Raw genomic sequence first — 18,785 nt, forward strand, 5'->3', positions numbered from 1 at the left:
AACTAGCTGAAGTTTTTGAGGCATGCCTTCGAGATTTTTTTTGATTTAGATTTAATAGGAGAAAGAAAAAGTTTCATTCCTTTGCTGACGCTTTTTCGTTCTTCAACTCTTCCAACTCAGCACTCATGGTTTTGCGTTTTTCCAAAATGACATAGACGAAACCGATCACGAATGGCCAAATAAAAGTAGCAAATCGATAAAGCAACATCGATGACGCTGCATCAACAGTCCCTACCATTGGTCCGAAAAGTAACATATAAACAAATTCAAACGAACCGATTCCAGCCGGCGTAGGAATAACACCCGATAGGATCACTGCAAAGCTGACAAAAGAAAGCGTCAGTAAGAAGTCGATTTCTGGATGTTTAGGTGCCAATACTACATAAGGAATCACATACCAAGCAGCCAATTTAACGACATTCCAGAAATAGATCCGTAAAAAAGCCGTACGATCACGGAGAATCGAATAGACTGTCTCCCGTAACGAGTAAATCTGCGTATTGCAAGTATCGATGATTTTGCGCATGCTCTTACTTTTGAAAAGTTTGTCGCTGATTACCACAAAAGCGACTTGAACGTTGACACTTACAGAAAGTGCAAGTAAAAAGGCAATAATCAGAAAAGTAACGACCATACCAGCTAATATCACCCAAATCATATTTGGGGCTTTCTCAAAGAATAAAGAAAATTGAATCACTAGCCCTGCGATAGCATAAGTCAAGACCGCCAATTTATACATGACCATATGCAACGTAGTCACACCTACACCTTGTGACAATTTCAATCCATTTTTACGATAAAAATTGACTTCTGATATCAACGTCCCAGCACCAAAAGTAATAATTCGATAGAATCCAGAGTAACAAACGGTAAATAAGCCGTCTTTCGTTGTAAACTCCGGTTGAAATCCTACAGCGATCTCTTTGACGGAACGTCCTTCAATAAATAAGTAAATTGTTCCTAACGCCATCACTGCTGTAACGATCGACAGACTGGTTTGTCTTAATTCCGCCAAAATATCAGTCATAGAGCTGCGAATAAAATAGTACATCGCACCTAAGATCACGACCATTAATAGCAGGTTTAAGGCAAATTTCACTTTTGCTTTCATTTTTAACTCCTTAGGCAAACTTAATAAACAATAGAAGATCTACAATCACACCGAAAGCAAAAAAAATATAAAATTTACGTTTGCGTGTTTTATGGTGAAAAACGCGTTGCGCGATCAATCCACCGATTCCGCCGCCAATCAATCCCATAAACAACAGATTCCATTCAGGGACACGCCATTTTTTTCTTACGGCTTGGTATTTATCATACCCCATCAAGCCAAAAAGATAAAGATTCGCTATAAGTAAATAAAACCACAATGGATTTTGTATAAATTCTGTCATCATTTCTCCTCTGGTTGATATTATTTAGCATCCAAGTCTTCTTCTTGAACACGGACACGAAGGGCCTGTTTCATCACCTTCATTTTAACAGGCAGATTATCTGTCGGATCGCCATCAGTTCGTGTATAAACAGTTTTTTCCTGAGCACGAATCTCAATTTCATTTGCAGTAAAGTACTCGACACCTGGCACTTTCGCAATACGACCACGTATGATCCGGGGCAAATAAATAATGAATTCCAATAGATTGAGTTTTGGCAATAAAATCATGTGAAACAGCCCGTCATCTGGTCGTGCCAACTCGTCGAAATTGGTAAATCCGCCAGCTGAATTGGACATGACTACTGTTAACAATTGACTCTTGCCACGCCAGCGTTTTCCGTCTGCAATAATTTCTAATTTGTATTGTTTCTTTTTGAATAAATAATGGAAAAACCGCTTGGTAAAAGCGAGTGGTCCGAACTGTTGTTTTTCTTCTTGCGAAGTAGCCGCTGCCGTATCGGCCAGCAATCCGATGGTCATCGTCGAGATCATCATGGAGTCATTGACCAATCCATAATCAATTTGTCGATCAGTCCCATTCAATATCGTTTCAAATGCTTCTTCAGGTTTGAGAGGAATCCCTAACATACGGGCAAAGTTATTGACCGTTCCGCCTGGAATAATTGCCACTGTCAGCTTATCTAACTGATCCACAAATGTTTGCAGCGCATGATGGATTGTACCGTCTCCACCAATGATTGCAATCGTATCGATTTGATGTTCTTTCGCATTTTTTTGGATTGTTTCCGGCTCAATATCAGGATTGGAAGGTTGCAAGACTGCTTCACTTTTAGGATCATGTTCTTCTAGATAATTCTTAAAAGACTCTGCAGTATCCTTGGCATCGCTTTTACCAGCCGTATCATTATATAAAACCATGATCTTCATATTTTTCACTTCCTAAATAAAATAGGGCTGCGAATGGTGCAGACTTCTGCATCAAGTCTCAGCCCATTATTCAACTCATTTTTCATTATCAAGCGATATTTTTCCACTTGAAAACGAAACAAAATAAAGTTCTACTGTGCGTTTTTTTCGGCAATCTTCACGATTACATCAGTTGCTTTTTTCATTGATTCCAAGGAAACAAATTCATAGCGTCCATGCATATTTTCACCACCGGCAAAAATATTTGGTGTCGGAATCCCTAAATAAGAGATCTTCGATCCATCTGTTCCGCCTCGAACTGGTTCGATCACTGGCTCGATACCCAGATCTTCCATTGCAGACTTAGCTAACTCAATAATACTCATGTCTTTTTCAATGATTTCTTTCATGTTGTAATATTGATCATATAAATCCATTTGGATTCTTGCTTCGTCAAATTGGGCATTCATTTTTTCTTGGATTGTAAGCAATTGTTTTTTACGATTTTCAAACGTTTCACGATCATGATCACGAATGATATACGCCATTTTTGCTTCTTCGACGGTTCCATTCAACGCCATCAGATGGAAAAATCCTTCGGCACCATCGGTTTTTTCCGGCACTTGATCTGTTGGCAATTGATTATGAAAATCAATCGCCAATTGCAAAGCATTGATCATCGTATCTTTTGCGGTTCCTGGGTGCACATTTTTCCCTTGGATCGTCAGTTCAGCTTGTGCAGCATTGAAAGTTTCATATTGCAACTCACCCACTGGACCGCCATCCATGGTATAAGCAAAATCAACATTGAAATCAGCCACATCAAATTTATCAGCCCCCACCCCAATTTCTTCATCTGGTCCAAAGGCGATTTTGATTTCTCCGTGTTTGATTTCAGGATGGTTAAGCAAAATTTCCATCGCCGTCAAAATCTCTGCGATACCTGCTTTGTCATCGGCTCCTAAAAGCGTGCTGCCATCTGTCGTAATCAATGTTTCTCCACGATAATTTTTCAAATTAGGAAAGTCTTTGACATTCAGTGTAAATTTGCCCTCTTTATCCAATTTGATCGTTGACTCACCGTCATAGTTTTCAATAATTTGGGGATCCACATTCACCGCGTTAAAATCCGCCGTATCCATATGTGCGATAAAACCAATGGAACGAACTGGTTCGGAAACATTACTTGGTAACGTACCAATCACAAAACCATTTTCCTCATTATAATGGACATCATGAAGTCCTAATTCTTCCATTTCTTTTTGCAATGTCTTGGCAAACGCCACTTGCGTTTGTGTGGAGGGTGTTGTTTGGCTTGTCGCATCAGAACGAGTTTCCGTCTTTACATATCTTAAAAAACGCGGTAATAAATTTTCGTACATAATTGATCACTCCTATTTATATTGGAATGGATTTGTGGAAGTCTCTGAAGGAATAAAGTCTACCTGCCAACCTTCTTCCGCTTTCCATTCATTGAATTTTTTGATAAAACGAGGGATACATTCCCGTTCAATGTTATGACCTGGATCGATTGCCGTCAAGCCGTTTGCTTGTATATCATGAGCGGTGTGATAACTGATGTCTCCAGTAATATACACATCTGCTTTGGCCTTCACGGCTTCTTGATAAAACTGTTCGCCACTGCCGCCGCATATAGCAATCCGTTGAACGTTTTGCCGCTTTGCTTTTGGTTCGATCAAACGCAACCCCTCTAACTGAAAAACACTTTTGATTTCATCGATGAAATCTTCCAACAAAACAGGTGCTTTTAATTGACCTACTCGCCCGATCCCATAATGCTGAGACAAGTTATCCAAGGAATAAAGGTCATAGGCGGGTTCTTCATAGGGATGCGCCTCAACCATCGCTTGCAACACCTTTTCGGTGATGGTTTCTGGGAAAATCACTTCGATTTTTGCTTCTTGTACCGACTCTTCTTCCCCAATTTCACCAATCGCAGGATGCGCATCCTCTTGAGGAGTAAAACGGCCGGTACCAATCAGTGAGTAGCTGGTGTTTTGATAATTTCCTTGCTGTCCAGCTCCAGCTTTTCCTAAAGCTTTCCTCATTGATGCGCCTTGCTCAATTGGAACAAAAACAGCCAATTTTTTCATTTTGATTGTATGGGTGGGAACGAGATACGTGGTTTCTTCTATTCCAAGCATTTCACAAAACCAGTCATTCAGCCCATCATGAATAATATCCATATTCGTATGCGCAGCATAGACTGAAATATTATGTTTGATCAAATCCATATACATTTTTTGTTGCGGATCATCGGCTCTCAAACGACGTATGGAACGAAAAATCGGTGGATGTTTGGCAACAATGAAGTCTACTTGTTTTTCAATTGCTTCTGCAACGACTTCTGGACGAACATCTAGTGTCATCATTACCCGTTGGATCTCATTGTCCAACGTTCCGATATGCAATCCCACTGGATCACCATCTTCTGCTAACCATTGCGGACAATATCTTTCGAAACGTTCAATAAACGTTCTAGCTAACATTATTCCAGCACCTCCTTGATCCAATCAATCTGTTCGTTTAACTCACTTATTTTATCTTGAGGAGGAATTGCCGCTTTCTCTAGTTCTTGCAAAACGATTTCTCGCTGCTGCAATTCATGGGCCCATTTTTTATAAAAAACGAGATTTTTTTCTTTCAATAAACACGGGCCAAAAAATAATTCTTGTGGTGTATAGATTTTACTGCCTTCTTCAGCTACGATGATTTCGTAGTTTTTATGGTTTTCTTCAATCAGTTCTTCGTGTAAAATCATGTAATTATTCTCCTGAAGCCATTCTCGCAAAGTCCGCTCCCCCACATTGGGTTGCAAGACAAGGCGCTCCTTCCCAGTAATTTTCTGCTGAGATTTTCCATTTTCTAAAATTGTTCGAATCAAAGTGCCACCCATACCAGCAATAACCACCGTATCAATCTGATCATCAGGTTGGATTGCAGCTAACCCATCTGCTAAGCGAACAGTGATTTTGTCGCTCAAGCCATTTTTTTCGACTTGCCGTGAAGCAGATTCGAATGGTCCTTTTACAACTTCACCTGCTACTGCATACTGAATTTTATTTTGTAGCATCAATGCCACGGGTAAATAGGCATGATCTGATCCAATATCTGCCAAGCGGGCTTGATCCGGAATCTGTTCGCCAACACGAGTCAATCGCAGGGATAATGATTGTTCGTTCATAACGTCACTCCTTCAGAAATAGTATATCATTCTTTAATGCATTTTAAAGGGAGAGTTTTTACTCCTTTTATTTACGGCTTTACTTCGCCTAGAGTTACTTTTGCACTTTTCGTAAAGAAAACTTGCATATCTTGCTTTTCAAACCAATCGTTGTGATCCATATCATATGAAGGTTACTGCGCTCCCTTCGGCCGCCTAGTACTGCTCATCATCTGCTCTGTCTTGCTTCGCAAGCCAATCGCAGTGATTCATACGAAGGTTACTGCGCTCCCTTCGGTCACCTAGTACTGCTCATCATCTGCTCTGTCTTGCTTCGCAAGCCAATCGCAGTGATTCGCAGCAAAACGCGTTGTCCGTTGGGACAACGCGTGGGGTTATTGCACAATTTCAACTGTTTTGATTGAATTTCCTGGAACTTGAGGTGGGATTGACATAGTCATTACTGGCAAGCCTGACAATGTGACTTGGACCGTTGTTCCTTTGGTCAACTCAGAAACTTGACCTTCAAATGATTCTTGCGGTGCGTGTAGGATCACGCCGTCTGTTTGAAAGTTAGGAACAATCGTTTCTTGATCGTCGACTGCTTCGATATCATTTAGAAAAATCTGTATCGTTTCGTTGTCGCCAGCTGTTGCATTTTCTTGAAGAACTCCTGTAAAAATAGTCGTTGCCTCGCTTTCGACAGTGCTATTTGTCGTGCTTTCATCGTTTTTAGTTGTTTCACTCATCGAATCATTATCTGACGGCGAACCGCAGGAAGCTAATAATAAGGTTGTCAAAGCCAAACCTAAAATCGTCAATTTCTTCATAAGAAGTTCTCCTCTCTTCTATATTTCCGAATTCCGGCGATTTTTGCCAGTCATTTGGATCTCTTTTGTCAAGTAACGAATTCGTTCCATGATCCGCTTGGCTTTCAATGGCTCTGATTCTCCACGTTGAGTAACGGATAGATGCTTCTCTAACTCTTGCATGGAAAAGTTAGAGGAAAAGAACGTTGGCAGTTGTTCTTGCATCCGATATTGCAGAATGACACCAAAGACTTCATCACGGATCCAGCTGCTCATGGCATCTGCACCAATATCATCCATCATTAGGATGGGGGCTTTTTTAACTGCATTGAGTTTGTCGCCAACCAAGTCTTTGCCGATTGCTTGTTTCATTTCGACAGCAAATGTCGGGAAGTGAACAAGGGTCGTCGTATAACCTGCTTCCGCAAGGTCCCGGGCAATTGCCCCTAGTAAATAAGTTTTGCCGATCCCAAAACTTCCCACCAGATATAATCCTTTGTGAAAAGCCCTTGGATCGTTTTTTAGGTTTTCAATAAACTCGACTGCAGCCATCAAAGCTTCGCCCCGGCCGGGAGTACTTTCATACTGAGCAAAATTGGCCTCTTGAATATCTTTCGGCATATCCATTGCTTTGATGCGACTACGGATCTCTTCTTGTCGTTGATGCGCTAAAAGCTCTTGCGTGGGCACATAAGTGACATCGATAAAATGAAAGTTCAACGCTAGTCGTGGCTCATATCCAGGTGCGATCATCGTAGGGTCATTCAAACGAAACTTTCGTTTTTCTTGAACAAATTCATAGAGTTTCGCATAACTTTTTTGGATATCTGCATCTGTCAGTTCCTCCCGATGTTCTGAAATGAATTCTTTGACATCCGGATCTTTCAATACGTCCCCCATCATTTCTGAGAAACGATCGCGATAGTTTCGTTTGTCTAAAATTTTTGATAGATTCTTCCCAACATCTTCCATTAATTGTCACCTGCTTTCTTTTGCAAGTAGGCTTGCAGTTTTTTGTCGATCTCTGCCTGACGTTCTGGGGATAATGTCGTTTCTTCAACTGGTTTTTCGGCCCAGCTTGGCAGTTTTTCTTCACGAATGATCTTTTTAGACGGGCTTTGCGGCCGTGTGCGTTTTTCTTTTGCTTCTTTAACTAAGTCCCGTACATGCTTGATCGCTTCTTCCGCGGTTTTTACTTGCAATTCAGACCATTGTGCCGCAATGTTATTGACATAACTTGCTGGCAAAGCCGCATTGTTCTGTACCACTAACACATAATGAATAAGAACATTGATCACACTATTGGATAATGGCGAGCGTTCCACTAAGCTTTTTAGCAGCCATTGTTCGGAGTCTGTGACAAAGCTCTTTTTTTCAGCTTTGATTGCTTTCAAGAATGCCATCGGCGCATTATTCTCACTTTCGCGGATCAATGCTAGATCGTTATCACTATACCCATTTTGTTTTAATGTATTAAATCGTCGGATCTCTTCATCTGAAGTGGGATCCACTTTATTTACAGTTTTGGTAAAATGCGTCCGTGCTTTTTGTAAAATCAATTGTTCTAATGCCTTCTGATCGATTTTCCCAGTAGTTAAAGAAACCGAATCTGTCATCAGATCCAACAGCTCCATCACATCATAGCCGTATAATGAATGGTATAGGAGTAGTTTTTGCCGAAAATCTTTATCGAAATTGTCTGCACGGATGTAGCGGCGTTGTGCTTCATAAAGAAGAAAATCCCAATCTAGTTGTTGTTCATCTAACACCAGTCTGCTTTGAGTGTCCTGGAATTTGCCATTGACTTCCTGTAATTCCTCTTCATTGGCTGCAAATTGCTGCGTATCCAAGCGATAAGCATCCATAAAAGAAGCCGTAACTTCTTGATAGCCTTCTGCTTGCCATTTTGCTGGTTGGAACAACGAAACAAGTTGTCGAAACTTTCGCTCGCCAACATGGTTAAGCAATAAGAAACTATAGAGTTCATCTTGAAAGAAATCGCTCGCATGAACTGGCTCTTGCAGGTGATACAAAAATGTGATTCCTAACTCGTCATCTTCTTTTTCAAACGTTTTGAGTAAGCCGATTCCTTCTAACTTATTTCGTGCTTGAATAAAACGCTGTAACCCTACATTCATCGCATTCAAAATATCTAGATGAATAAACTCACTTTCTTGCGGATCCTGCTGATCCGCAGTCAGTGTCAGATAGAGTGCTAAGGCATCACTTTCGATGATTGGCTGATAAAGATGAATCAGCGCATCCTTCCCTTCAGTTGTTAGTGGACGACTTTTGAAGACACGATACAATTGATTTGGTAATATGTTGCCCACCATTCAGGGACCTCCTATTCCTCTTGATTGTCTGCTGTTTCTTGCGGATCACTTGGTTCTTTTGCCTTTTCAACGATGTCCTGCAATTCTTTTAAGAAGACTGACATATCTTTGAATTGGCGGTAGACACTAGCAAACCGAATGTAAGCAATCTCATCTAAGTCGACTAGATCTTCCATGACATATTCGCCAATCATCGTTGTCGAAACTTCATTTTCACCTAGTGCTCGCACACGATTCTCCACATGATCAACAATTTTTTCCATTTGTTCCATTGTAACGGGTCTTTTTTCAGCAGAGCGTATCAACCCTCTTAATATCTTTTCACGATTAAATTCTTCACGAGCGCCATTTTTCTTAATAACTAATAATGGTGCTTCTTCAATTCGTTCAAATGTGGTAAATCGATAACCACAGTTTTCACATTCGCGGCGGCGGCGAATCACGCGACCATCGTCGGCTTGGCGGCTATCAATCACTCGAGAATTGTTATGATGACATTTTGGACATTGCATAGTTCCACCCCGTTCTCTCTTCCGTGTCTCGAATGATGGCGAGACAGCGATGATTTATATGCTTAATTATAACATGAAATTCTTTTATCTAATAGGTAAAGTCTTTCAAGCGAAAGAAATATTACAAATTTAAATAATGTGACGGTTGTTTTTTTAGCCACAAAAGAAAAACGACAGAATCAATTCTGTCGTTCTCCTCCTTATCTCATTTGTAACAGTGACACAAACTCATCCAGAGTTTCCCGTTGTTCCATTTGCTGGTTGCATTGCTCACTGTCGCGACAAATGTAATTTCCTCGTTTGGTGTATGTTCCATCGCCACCACTTTTTGTCAACGATAAAAACATGGAGACAGTAGACTCATGCTGACATAAAGGACAGATTCCTTTTTTTACTTCTGTAGATAAATGACCATAGATTCCTTGGTAGCCTTTTTGAGTATTTACGATCATAAATTTACTTTGACTGCCGATGTCATCCCAAGCCAAATACGTATAATCACGAAGGTCTGTTTGGGAAAAATCAGGTACTTTTAATTTTTTTACTTTACGAAACAGTTTCTCTGTTTGTTTGACTGAAGGCACTTGAAAAGGTCGGACATTCTTTTTTAGTGCTTCAAGAATGGTCAAGCTCTTTGACATCGTCAAAGATGAATCAAAAAATTGACGAATCAGAGACTGTGCTTCTTTGTCCTCCTCAGAAAAAAATGGTTGAATGGCTTCTTCAGTTAACATTTCAACTGTGCGAATCGTATGGCGATCATTAACAGACTGATAAGTCCGAACTAATTGTTGGACTTGATGTTTGATGAAATGAAATTGATAGGGTTCAATGGTGGTCATAATAGATATCGATCCTCTCTTTAATGAAAAAACAAAAGATATTACTGATAAATTCCTCTGACCACAGTCAAGGACAATGCAGAATTCAGCATTTGTTGACCACCTCCTGGACTTCCCTTTTTTTTATGGAAAGTCATTGGCTATTATAGTTTTTCCTTCAGGGGTTGTCAATCATTGTCCGCAGACAGCATCCTTTTCTTGTCAAAGTGGAATTATTGATACCTTTTAAAACAGGATTTCCTTCTTTTTTATCTATTTATATTGATTGACGAATATGGTTTATCATAAAAAAAACTCCAGATCCTGTCTAGAGTTTTTCTTCGATTCCTGTATAATGTTTCAAATGATCAGCATCCCGTCGTTCGGTTGAAGAGATCTTTGCAGCATCTGTGTCTTCATTTTCGTTTAGCAATCGGTCCCGACCAAGTGTTTCTGATGTTTTATCACCTGGTTGAGCATCTAATTCATCATGCCGATCCTCAATTTCGTCTACCTGTTGTTGACGGTGATCTTTTTTGGCTTTTGCTTCATTTGCCTGTTCTTTTCCTTCTTGTTCCATTTTTTCATTATTGATCCATTCACCAATTTTTTCTTTTGCAGAACCAACAATTACATCTTTTTCGTCTTTCAATGATCCCATGATGATTCCTCCTTTTTTATTAGCATAGCAAGAATTTCTTCGATTGACAAAAGATACGTATGCGCTTCATTTAAAGATATGGTATACTGAATCAAATTTTCAGAATATTCTTTGACAAGGAGCAGTTTATGGACATCTTAAATTTTGAAGACATCCAGTTGGTTCGCAAGCAAACTGTTTTGTTGCAAGACATCAACTGGCAAATTGCTAAAAATCAGCATTGGGCACTTTTAGGATTAAATGGTGCTGGCAAAACACTTTTATTACAACTGATCATTGGGATGATCTGGCCGACTTCTGGCAAACGGCAAGTTCTAGGTCAAGTCTACGGAAAAACATCTGTGCCAGACCTTCAGCGCAGAATTGGTTGGATAAGTGCGACCTTGCAAGATAAGATTCCTGCTCAGGAGCTCTCAGAAATGGTCGTTCTATCGGGAAAATATGCTAGTATCGGTATTTATCAAGACTACCAAATGAAAGACTTGAACCAAGCTATTGCCATTCTTTGTTCAACTGGCGGCAGTCAACTGATTGGCCAGCCATTTCATCAGTTATCTCAAGGGGAACGTCAATTAGTCTTAATCAGCCGCGCTTTGATGGCAAATCCCGAATTGTTGATTTTAGATGAACCTTGTAATGGATTGGATCTTTTTGCTCGAGAAGAATTGCTAAGTCGAATTGGCGAGATGGCGCACAAGGAATCACCTACGTTGATTTATGTGACCCACCATACAGAAGAGATTTTACCGATTTTTGACCATATCATGATGCTGAAAAATGGTAAAATCCACGCTTCTGGCAAGCGCCAGCAAATTTTTAACGAAAAAACGTTATCTGCTTTTTATGGGAAACCTGTTTTTTTCCATGAAGTCACTTCCGATCGCCTGGCAGTTTTACCAAAAAGCAACTCACTAAACAAAAAATGAAACAAAAAAAGAGACAGCGACAACCAAAGCCTCTTTCCAGATATCCTTTCTAACTTCAGTTTCCAGCAAACGACAAAATAATGCGTCAACTGTTAGCTTTTCAGAAATAAAGGGGGCTCCTTTGTGCCGGTGTCTCTGTCTTAATTCTTTCTTTTAGCAAGCCATTCTTGAACTTGCGTCTTAACTTCTTCAATGGTTCCTTGATTGTCAAAGAGGATATCTGCCCGTTTGCGCTTCTCTTCTATTGGCATTTGACTATTGATACGTTGTTGGGCTTCGATGCTGGTTAAATGGTCTCGCTTCATCAGTCGCTGCAACTGGATCGATTCCGGAAGATAGACGACCGCTACTTGATCTAGCAGGGATTCATAACCAGTTTCGTATAACAAAGGAATATCTACGATCACAAGATCAGCTTTTGCTTTCATGACTTCAATCTGTCGTAGGATTTCTTTACGGATAAAGGGCCCTAATGTGCGGTTCAGCAATTCCCGTTTATTGTCATCCGCAAAAATGATTTTTCCTAATTTTTTCCGAGCTAGTGTCCCATCGGGATTGATGACCTCTGGCCCAAAAACAGTTTTGATTTTTTCAAGCCCTGGCATCCCTGGCTCCACCACTTCACGAGCAACGATATCAGCATCGATGATTGGGATACCAGCTTCTTCAAAGCACTTGACAACGGTACTTTTGCCAGTAGCAATCCCGCCCGTTACACCTACAACCAAGCTCATCTTTCTGTCCCCGCGTGTAATTGCTGGCAGAATGGACAATAGTGGGTCCCTCGTTGTGCAACTTTTGTTTTTACGATCGGGGTACCACAGCGGACACAAGGATTGCCGGTTTGACCATAAACGTGTAGAGAGACTTGGAAATGCCCCGCTTCGCCTAACGCATTCAAATAGGTCCGAATCGTTGTGCCTCCTGCCTCCACTGCTCGGGCTAAGACATCAATGATCGCCCGATGCAACAAGTTAATTTCGGCTTCATTCAGTGTCGCTGCCGATTGCTCAGGATGAATCTTTGCTTCCCATAAAGCCTCATCCACATAGATATTGCCTAAACCTGTCACAAGCTTTTGATCTAAAAGCAGCGGCTTGATGGCTTTTTTTGATTTCTTTAGGTCACGAGTAAAGTCTGTCAACAGAAACAGTTCCGGCAATGGTTCCGGCCCCAACTGCATGATTCCTTTATACGTACTGCTCTGGTCTTTTTCAACTAAAGTCATACGTCCAAATTTTCGCACGTCCCGATAATGCAATTCACTGCCATCAGTGAAATGAAAAATCACATGCGTGTGTTTGTCCGGCACCCCTTCTTTTTCAAAAAATTCATACTTGCCTTCCATGCGTAAATGGGAAATCAGATCATAATCGGTCAATTTGAAAATCAAGAATTTGCCTCGACGATCAAAAGCTTGAAATTGTTGTCCTTTTAGCATCGCTGCAAAAATCGGTACTTCTGGAGATTCAATGATCCGGGGCCAACGAATCTCCATTTCTTTGATCGTTTTATTTAAAATCAGTTTCTCTAGTCCTCTGCGAACTGTTTCCACTTCTGGTAATTCCGGCACAACATTTCACCTCATTTATTTTGCTTCATACCACGTTTTGCCCCAGTTACTATCTGTCAACAATGGCACATGCAGTGAGACAGCATTTTCCATGACTTCTTTGACAAGAGCATCTAAGCGTTCTAATTCATCTTCTGGTACTTCGAAGACAAGTTCATCGTGGACTTGTAAAAGCATCGTTGCTTGTAATTTTTCATCCTTTAGACGACGATCCAAATCAATCATGGCAATTTTCAAAATATCTGCGGCACTGCCTTGGATCGGTGTATTGATTGCTGTACGTTCTGCGAATGTCCGCAAATTAAAATTGCGGGAATTGATATCTGGTAAATAGCGACGACGATGATACAATGTTTCCACATAGCCTTTGTCTTTCGCTTCACGGACAACTTCTTCCATATAAGTTTTGACCCCTGGATATTTTTCAAAGTAGGTATCAATATATTGCTGCGCCGCTTTGCGAGTGATCCCAAGATTTTGGGAGAGTCCATAATCAGAGATACCATAAACGATCCCAAAGTTGACCGCTTTTGCTTGACGTCGCATGTTTGGTGTAACTTCTTCTGGAGTGGAGATCCCAAAGACTCGCATAGCGGTACTTGAATGAATATCTTGTCCTTCTACAAAGGCCGCTTTTAAATGCTCATCATTCGAGATATGGGCTAAAACCCGCAGCTCGATCTGAGAATAATCCGAAGAATAAATGACCCAATCTTTGGCTCTTGGAACAAAGGCTTCTCGAATTTTCCGCCCTTCTTCTAATCGGATTGGGATATTCTGCAGATTTGGATCAACGGAACTCAAACGTCCAGTTTGTGTTAAAGTCTGCACGTAACGGGTATGGACTTTGCCATCTCCTTGAATCACTTTAAGCAGTCCTTCCACATAGGTGGATTGGATTTTGGCAATTTGACGATAGATCAAAATGTCTTCGACGATCGGTGCCTGTTCCTTCAACTGTTCCAAAACATCCACTGCCGTTGAATAGCCAGTCTTAGTTTTCTTGATCACTGGCAGCCCCATTTTTTCAAATAAAATCACGCCTAATTGTTTTGGCGAATTTAAATTGAACTCTTCGCCAGCTTCTTGATAAATCTTTTGTTCGATTTCATGCAAACGTTCTGCAAATTCGCCCTTCATCTGATGCAAACGAGAAGCGTCCACGCGAATCCCAGTGATTTCCATCTCTGCTAAAATTTTTGATAATGGCAATTCCATATCAGTAAAGAGTGCAGTCTGATTTTTCTCTGCTAGCTCTTTCGCCAAACGGACAGAAAGGTAGTTGATCGCCGCAACTTTTCGAGCTAAATGAGCGAAAAAGACTTCTTCATCTGCCGGTAGTCCTCGTTTCGCACCTTTGCCATAGATAGCTTCGTCCGATTGAATCGCATCAAATCCATAATGCTTAGCAACACCAGCAATATCATTATTTGAATCATTGGTATCTAGCAAGTAAGCAGCTAATAATGTATCAAAGACAATCCCTTGTGGTGCAGTCGCATAACGATTCAGCGCCACATACGTTCGTTTTGCATCATAGACTTTCTTCTGTGAAGAGGCATTTTTTAGCCAAGCAATAAAATACTCATTTTCAAAGAGATCATCTTGATTGGTCACATAAATTTTTTGCTGATTCCCCCAAGCGACACCAACGATATCTTCTAAATGATAGTTATCGCCCAGCATCTCGATATAAAGAGCCATATCCTCAGTAAACATTTCCGGAGTGACCTCTGTTACAACGTCAAAAAGAATATCTTCCATTTCTTCCGGTTCAGTCACCACATTTAATTTTTCCAAGAAAGAATTGAAGTTCATTTCTTGATAGAATGGAATCAATTTATCCAGATCTTTTCCTTCGTACTTCAATGAATCAATGGCCACATCCACTGGCGCATCCACATCGATCGTTGCCAATTTTTTTGACAAAAAGGCTGTCTCTTTATCATTGAGCAAGTTTTCTTTCATCTTGCTTGGTTTCATCTCATCGATATGCTCGTAGATTCCTTCAACTGAACCATATTCTTTCAAAAGTTTGATGGCCGTCTTTTCACCGATTTTTGTGACACCGGGAATGTTGTCAGAGGCATCTCCAGCTAATCCTTTCATGTCAATGATCTGTAATGGCGCTAAACCATCATATTTTTCTGCAACATGTTCTGGCGTATAACTTTCGATCTCGCTGACACCCTTTACTGTGATATCAACCTTCACATGGTCGGTAGCCAACTGGGTCAAATCGCGATCTCCAGATAGTACCACAACATCAAATTGCTCTTTGTCAACTTTTTGTGCCAATGTGCCGATAATATCATCCGCTTCATAATTGTCCAGTTCATAATACTGAACACCTAAAGCGGTGATCAATTCGCGAATATAGGGCATTTGTTCCTTGAATTCTCCAGGCGTTTTTGAACGGCCGCCTTTATATTCCTCATACATCGCAGTCCGAAAAGTTGTTTTGCCCGCGTCGAAAGCCACCAGGACATGAGTTGGCTGTTCTTTTGCCATTACATTTTCAAACATGGTGTGAAAAGCGTAAATCGCATTGGTATGCAAACCATTGTTGTTTTTAAAACGTTCCAATGAATTGTGCAGTGCAAAAAAAGCCCGAAATGCGACACTATTTCCGTCAACTAGCAATAATTTATTTTTTGTCATTTGAATAACTCCTCACCTCAAAAGTTCTCTCTTATTCTATCAAAGAAATCCATGAAAAGCGATGGATTGCCTTTGTTCGATTAAGCCAATTGCAAAAAAAAATGCGAGTTTCCTCGCATTTCCTCATTAGTTGTTTTTACCAAAGATTCGCAAAATCGCTAAGAACAAGTTGATAAAGTCAAGATACAACTGTAATGCCATGAAGACAGCCATTCCAGTATTTGCTTGGCCATTCGTTGCTTGGTATAGATTACGGATCTGTTGGTTGTCATAGGCAGTGATTCCCATAAAGACAAATACTGTCACGATTGACAAGAAAAAGTCAACTGGACCACTATGCAAAATAAACACATTCAGCAATGTCGAAATGATGATCCCGATCAATATGCCGTAGCCGATTCGTCCCACAACACTTAAATCACGTTTTGTCATGATACCAAATGCTGACATTACGCCGAAAGTGATCGCTGCGGAAACAAATGCACCTGCGATCGATCCGAAGTCATAATACATTAGTGTAACTGACAGCGTCACCCCATTTAAAAGGGAGTAAACCAGATATCCTGCTATGGTCAGCGAAGGATTCTTTTGCGCTTTTGCGCCTAATACCAAGACCAAAATAATTTGAAGGATCCATAACCCTGTAAAGCCTAGTGGAAAATTACGGATAAAATTCATTGTTTGTTCTGCAAATACTTGTCCGAAAAAGTAGGCAGACACTGCGCTGATTCCTAGTCCTACAGCAAAAAATAGATAGACTTTGGAATAAAAACGATTGAGCCCTTGGGCATTAACTACTTCATTGTTCATTTTCTTCACCTTCCTCTACGATTTTTGGAGGTTGGACCATCACTACTGCATCCAACACACGATCTTCTTGCGTATTGACAGCTTCAACAGAGATCGTCACTACGTCTTTCATCTTATCGACTTTGATCACTTCGAAATCGAAGGTCAACGTCTCATAATGAAAAACAGGTTCAATAAAGTTCACCGAAAAATTCACCACATGAGAACCTGGTCCTGGCAAATGTTTAGAAATCGCACTTGTAATAATCCCCATCAACATTACCGAAGGCACGATTGGCCGTTGGTATTCTGTTTTTTGGGTATAGTCATGCTGAATATAAAGCGGATTGGCATCATTTGTCAAACCGAGATACAACAAAAGCTGACTGTCTTCGATCGATTCTGTTAAAGATAACGAATCGCCTTCCTCGATTTCATCAATTTTCTTACCTAATTTTCGCGGTTTACCAATGTTCAAATTTATTTCCTCCAAAATAAATAATTTTACTCTGATTTCATTTTATCAGATGCAGATAAAAGTGCAAGTTCGTGGTGCGATGTCCCAAAAAAGCAAAAACGGGGCGCTGACTTTTGTCAAATCGATGCGAGCAATAGCAACGAAGGCTAAATAGTAGGTCTCACTGGTTGATTTTGTATCATGGTTCTGTTGACAGCCAGTGCAAATGAGATACCATTTGTTTCGTTGATCTGCTCGGGTGATTTGATTTGGTCATCGCTCCGTATTTTTTATAACACGTTTCGAGTCGTATTACTCAACAACTTTTCATAGGCTGATTCAAACTTTTGTACGTCCCCGGCACCCATGAAAATGATCACAGCATCTTGATGATCCAATAATGGTGAAACATTCTCTTCTTTGATCACTTGTCCACCCTTTTGAATCTTGTTCCCAAGATCTTCAATTTTCACATCGCCGCGAGATTCCCGAGCCGAGCCGAAGATATCGCATAGATAAACGCTATCGGCTAGATCCAATGCCTCTGCGAATTCGTCCATCAATGCAATCGTTCGGGTAAAGGTATGGGGTTGGAAAACAGCGATAATTTCTTTTTCAGGGTATTTTTGGCGTGCGCCGTCAATTGTTGCTCTGATTTCTGCCGGATGATGAGCATAATCATCAACGATTGTCATATCAGCGACTTTCTTCTCACTGAAACGACGTTTAACACCAGGAAATGACAACATTTCTTCCGCAACTTCTGTCATATCCAGCCCTTCTTTATAGGCTACTGCAATGACCCCTAAAGCGTTGTTGATATTATGTTGGCCAAATGCCGGTAACACGAAATGACCGATGTTTTCGTTATGGATATAGACATCGAACTCAGAACCTGTCGTTGTACGCTGAATGTTTTTTGCTTGTACATCATCATCATCATTCACACCATAATAATAGATCGGTACATCTGCTTCTAATTTTCTTAAATAGGCATCGTCACCAAACGCAAAGATTCCTTTTTTGACTTGCTTGGCCATCGATTGAAAAGCTGAGAAAACATCGTCGATCGATTGATAATAATCAGGGTGATCAAAATCGATATTCGTCATGATCGCATAATCTGGAGAATACGCTAAAAAGTGACGACGATATTCACAGGCTTCAAATGAGAAGAACTCTGCGTTAGGGTCTCCATGACCTGTTCCATCGCCAATCAGAAAACTAGTTGGACGAACACCGCTCAACACATGGGACAATAGACCTGTCGTACTGGTTTTACCATGAGAACCAGTGACTGCAATACTTGTGTAAGGTTGAATGAATTTACCAATAAAATCATGGTAACGCGTAATTTCTAACCCTAATTCCTTCGCACGAAGGATTTCTTCGTGGGTATCCGGAAAGGCATTTCCTTGGATAATCACCATTTCTGGCTGAATATTCTCTTTATCGAAAGGCAGTAATGTGATTCCGGCTTTTTCCAGATCACGCTGTGTAAAGAAGTACTCTTCCACATCTGAACCTTGTACATGATAGCCCTTTTCATGCAGAACCAAAGCCAATGAACTCATGCCGGAACCTTTGATTCCAACAAAATGATATACTTTGTCTTGATTTTCCATTTTTTAAAATCCTCTTTTCTCAAGTTCACATTACAATAAACGCATGTTTATTAACATTTAGATTTGTTGCACGTCCTACATTATCATACAAAATGAAAAAAATAGCAACGAGTTTTGTTTTTGGGCTTG

Annotated in this window: 19 protein-coding genes; 1 reads left to right on the forward strand and 18 read right to left on the reverse strand. The window is 40.5% G+C overall.

The window, feature by feature from the left end; genetic code table 11:
- Window positions 1-73 precede the first annotated feature (73 nt).
- The 12 genes from IGJ45_RS08960 to IGJ45_RS09015 all read right to left on the reverse strand — a co-directional run bounded on the left by IGJ45_RS08960 (window position 74) and on the right by IGJ45_RS09015 (window position 10,625).
- Window positions 74-1,111 (reverse strand): lysylphosphatidylglycerol synthase transmembrane domain-containing protein, encoded by a 1,038-nt coding sequence (locus IGJ45_RS08960; protein ID WP_219645045.1) that lies wholly within the window; start codon window positions 1,109-1,111, stop codon window positions 74-76.
- A 10-nt stretch (window positions 1,112-1,121) separates the two neighbouring features.
- Window positions 1,122-1,394: a DUF1294 domain-containing protein gene (locus tag IGJ45_RS08965; RefSeq protein ID WP_005471409.1), complete on the reverse strand. Its 273-nt coding sequence runs from the start codon at window positions 1,392-1,394 to the stop codon at window positions 1,122-1,124.
- Window positions 1,395-1,414: 20 nt separating this feature from the next.
- Window positions 1,415-2,323 carry a diacylglycerol/lipid kinase family protein gene (locus tag IGJ45_RS08970; protein ID WP_103300801.1) on the reverse strand — a complete coding sequence of 303 codons (909 nt, stop codon included), beginning with the start codon at window positions 2,321-2,323 and terminating at the stop codon, window positions 1,415-1,417.
- Window positions 2,324-2,454: 131 nt separating this feature from the next.
- A complete protein-coding gene (pepT, locus tag IGJ45_RS08975) occupies window positions 2,455-3,684 on the reverse strand; it encodes a peptidase T (protein ID WP_156247469.1) in 1,230 nt (409 codons plus the stop codon).
- A 12-nt stretch (window positions 3,685-3,696) separates the two neighbouring features.
- Window positions 3,697-4,812, reverse strand: coding sequence for a Nif3-like dinuclear metal center hexameric protein (locus IGJ45_RS08980; RefSeq protein ID WP_409535903.1), 1,116 nt, complete (start codon window positions 4,810-4,812; stop codon window positions 3,697-3,699).
- Window positions 4,812-5,507: a tRNA (adenine(22)-N(1))-methyltransferase gene (locus tag IGJ45_RS08985; protein WP_103300798.1), complete on the reverse strand. Its 696-nt coding sequence runs from the start codon at window positions 5,505-5,507 to the stop codon at window positions 4,812-4,814. Before IGJ45_RS08985 ends, IGJ45_RS08980 begins: the two co-directional genes overlap by 1 nt.
- A 374-nt stretch (window positions 5,508-5,881) precedes the next feature.
- Complete coding sequence (locus IGJ45_RS08990) at window positions 5,882-6,316, reverse strand: hypothetical protein (RefSeq protein WP_003126500.1); 435 nt, start codon at window positions 6,314-6,316, stop codon at window positions 5,882-5,884.
- Window positions 6,317-6,334: 18 nt separating this feature from the next.
- Window positions 6,335-7,267 (reverse strand): primosomal protein DnaI, encoded by a 933-nt coding sequence (gene dnaI, locus IGJ45_RS08995; protein ID WP_003126498.1) that lies wholly within the window; start codon window positions 7,265-7,267, stop codon window positions 6,335-6,337.
- Entirely contained in the window at window positions 7,267-8,628 is a 1,362-nt protein-coding gene (locus IGJ45_RS09000) for a replication initiation and membrane attachment family protein (protein WP_409531785.1), read from the reverse strand. Before IGJ45_RS09000 ends, dnaI begins: the two co-directional genes overlap by 1 nt.
- 14 nt (window positions 8,629-8,642) lie before the next feature.
- Window positions 8,643-9,143, reverse strand: a complete 501-nt coding sequence (gene nrdR / locus IGJ45_RS09005; RefSeq protein WP_003126495.1) for a transcriptional regulator NrdR — start codon at window positions 9,141-9,143, stop codon at window positions 8,643-8,645.
- 200 nt (window positions 9,144-9,343) lie between these two features.
- Window positions 9,344-9,985: a FusB/FusC family EF-G-binding protein gene (locus IGJ45_RS09010; RefSeq protein WP_113849644.1), complete on the reverse strand. Its 642-nt coding sequence runs from the start codon at window positions 9,983-9,985 to the stop codon at window positions 9,344-9,346.
- 307 nt (window positions 9,986-10,292) lie between these two features.
- A complete protein-coding gene (locus tag IGJ45_RS09015) occupies window positions 10,293-10,625 on the reverse strand; it encodes a CsbD family protein (RefSeq protein ID WP_135172123.1) in 333 nt (110 codons plus the stop codon).
- 128 nt (window positions 10,626-10,753) lie between these two features.
- Here IGJ45_RS09015 and IGJ45_RS09020 point away from each other — a divergent pair, with 128 nt between their 5' ends.
- Complete coding sequence (locus IGJ45_RS09020) at window positions 10,754-11,551, forward strand: ABC transporter ATP-binding protein (RefSeq protein WP_438768671.1); 798 nt, start codon at window positions 10,754-10,756, stop codon at window positions 11,549-11,551.
- A gap of 140 nt (window positions 11,552-11,691) precedes the next feature.
- Here IGJ45_RS09020 and coaE read toward each other — a convergent pair whose 3' ends face one another.
- The 6 genes from coaE to murC form a co-directional block, all read right to left on the reverse strand.
- Complete coding sequence (coaE, locus tag IGJ45_RS09025; protein WP_103299815.1) at window positions 11,692-12,285, reverse strand: dephospho-CoA kinase; 594 nt, start codon at window positions 12,283-12,285, stop codon at window positions 11,692-11,694.
- A complete protein-coding gene (gene mutM, locus IGJ45_RS09030; protein WP_113849642.1) occupies window positions 12,282-13,124 on the reverse strand; it encodes a DNA-formamidopyrimidine glycosylase in 843 nt (280 codons plus the stop codon). The genes coaE and mutM overlap by 4 nt, the downstream gene beginning before the upstream one ends.
- 15 nt (window positions 13,125-13,139) lie before the next feature.
- Entirely contained in the window at window positions 13,140-15,785 is a 2,646-nt protein-coding gene (polA, locus tag IGJ45_RS09035) for a DNA polymerase I (protein WP_103299812.1), read from the reverse strand.
- Window positions 15,786-15,911: 126 nt separating this feature from the next.
- Window positions 15,912-16,604, reverse strand: a complete 693-nt coding sequence (locus IGJ45_RS09040; protein ID WP_003126488.1) for a Bax inhibitor-1/YccA family protein — start codon at window positions 16,602-16,604, stop codon at window positions 15,912-15,914.
- Window positions 16,585-17,052: a MaoC family dehydratase gene (locus IGJ45_RS09045; RefSeq protein WP_003126486.1), complete on the reverse strand. Its 468-nt coding sequence runs from the start codon at window positions 17,050-17,052 to the stop codon at window positions 16,585-16,587. The genes IGJ45_RS09040 and IGJ45_RS09045 overlap by 20 nt, the downstream gene beginning before the upstream one ends.
- A 269-nt stretch (window positions 17,053-17,321) precedes the next feature.
- Entirely contained in the window at window positions 17,322-18,656 is a 1,335-nt protein-coding gene (gene murC, locus IGJ45_RS09050) for a UDP-N-acetylmuramate--L-alanine ligase (RefSeq protein WP_003126484.1), read from the reverse strand.
- Window positions 18,657-18,785 lie beyond the last annotated feature (129 nt).

The sequence above is a fragment of the Enterococcus sp. DIV0574 genome, assembly GCF_051711125.1.
GTDB classification, from domain to species: Bacteria; Bacillota; Bacilli; order Lactobacillales; family Enterococcaceae; genus Enterococcus_D; species Enterococcus_D gallinarum.

Coding starts and splice junctions, on each gene's coding strand:
- IGJ45_RS08960 (WP_219645045.1), bottom strand. CDS start 1,111: ATGAAAGCAAAAGTGAAATTTGCCTTAAACCTGCTATTAATGGTCGTG.
- IGJ45_RS08965 (WP_005471409.1), bottom strand. CDS start 1,394: ATGACAGAATTTATACAAAATCCATTGTGGTTTTATTTACTTATAGCG.
- IGJ45_RS08970 (WP_103300801.1), bottom strand. CDS start 2,323: ATGAAGATCATGGTTTTATATAATGATACGGCTGGTAAAAGCGATGCC.
- pepT (WP_156247469.1), bottom strand. CDS start 3,684: ATGTACGAAAATTTATTACCGCGTTTTTTAAGATATGTAAAGACGGAA.
- IGJ45_RS08980 (WP_409535903.1), bottom strand. CDS start 4,812: ATGTTAGCTAGAACGTTTATTGAACGTTTCGAAAGATATTGTCCGCAA.
- IGJ45_RS08985 (WP_103300798.1), bottom strand. CDS start 5,507: ATGAACGAACAATCATTATCCCTGCGATTGACTCGTGTTGGCGAACAG.
- IGJ45_RS08990 (WP_003126500.1), bottom strand. CDS start 6,316: ATGAAGAAATTGACGATTTTAGGTTTGGCTTTGACAACCTTATTATTA.
- dnaI (WP_003126498.1), bottom strand. CDS start 7,267: ATGGAAGATGTTGGGAAGAATCTATCAAAAATTTTAGACAAACGAAAC.
- nrdR (WP_003126495.1), bottom strand. CDS start 9,143: ATGCAATGTCCAAAATGTCATCATAACAATTCTCGAGTGATTGATAGC.
- IGJ45_RS09010 (WP_113849644.1), bottom strand. CDS start 9,985: ATGACCACCATTGAACCCTATCAATTTCATTTCATCAAACATCAAGTC.
- IGJ45_RS09015 (WP_135172123.1), bottom strand. CDS start 10,625: ATGGGATCATTGAAAGACGAAAAAGATGTAATTGTTGGTTCTGCAAAA.
- IGJ45_RS09020 (WP_438768671.1), top strand. CDS start 10,754: ATGGACATCTTAAATTTTGAAGACATCCAGTTGGTTCGCAAGCAAACT.
- coaE (WP_103299815.1), bottom strand. CDS start 12,285: ATGAGCTTGGTTGTAGGTGTAACGGGCGGGATTGCTACTGGCAAAAGT.
- polA (WP_103299812.1), bottom strand. CDS start 15,785: ATGACAAAAAATAAATTATTGCTAGTTGACGGAAATAGTGTCGCATTT.
- murC (WP_003126484.1), bottom strand. CDS start 18,656: ATGGAAAATCAAGACAAAGTATATCATTTTGTTGGAATCAAAGGTTCC.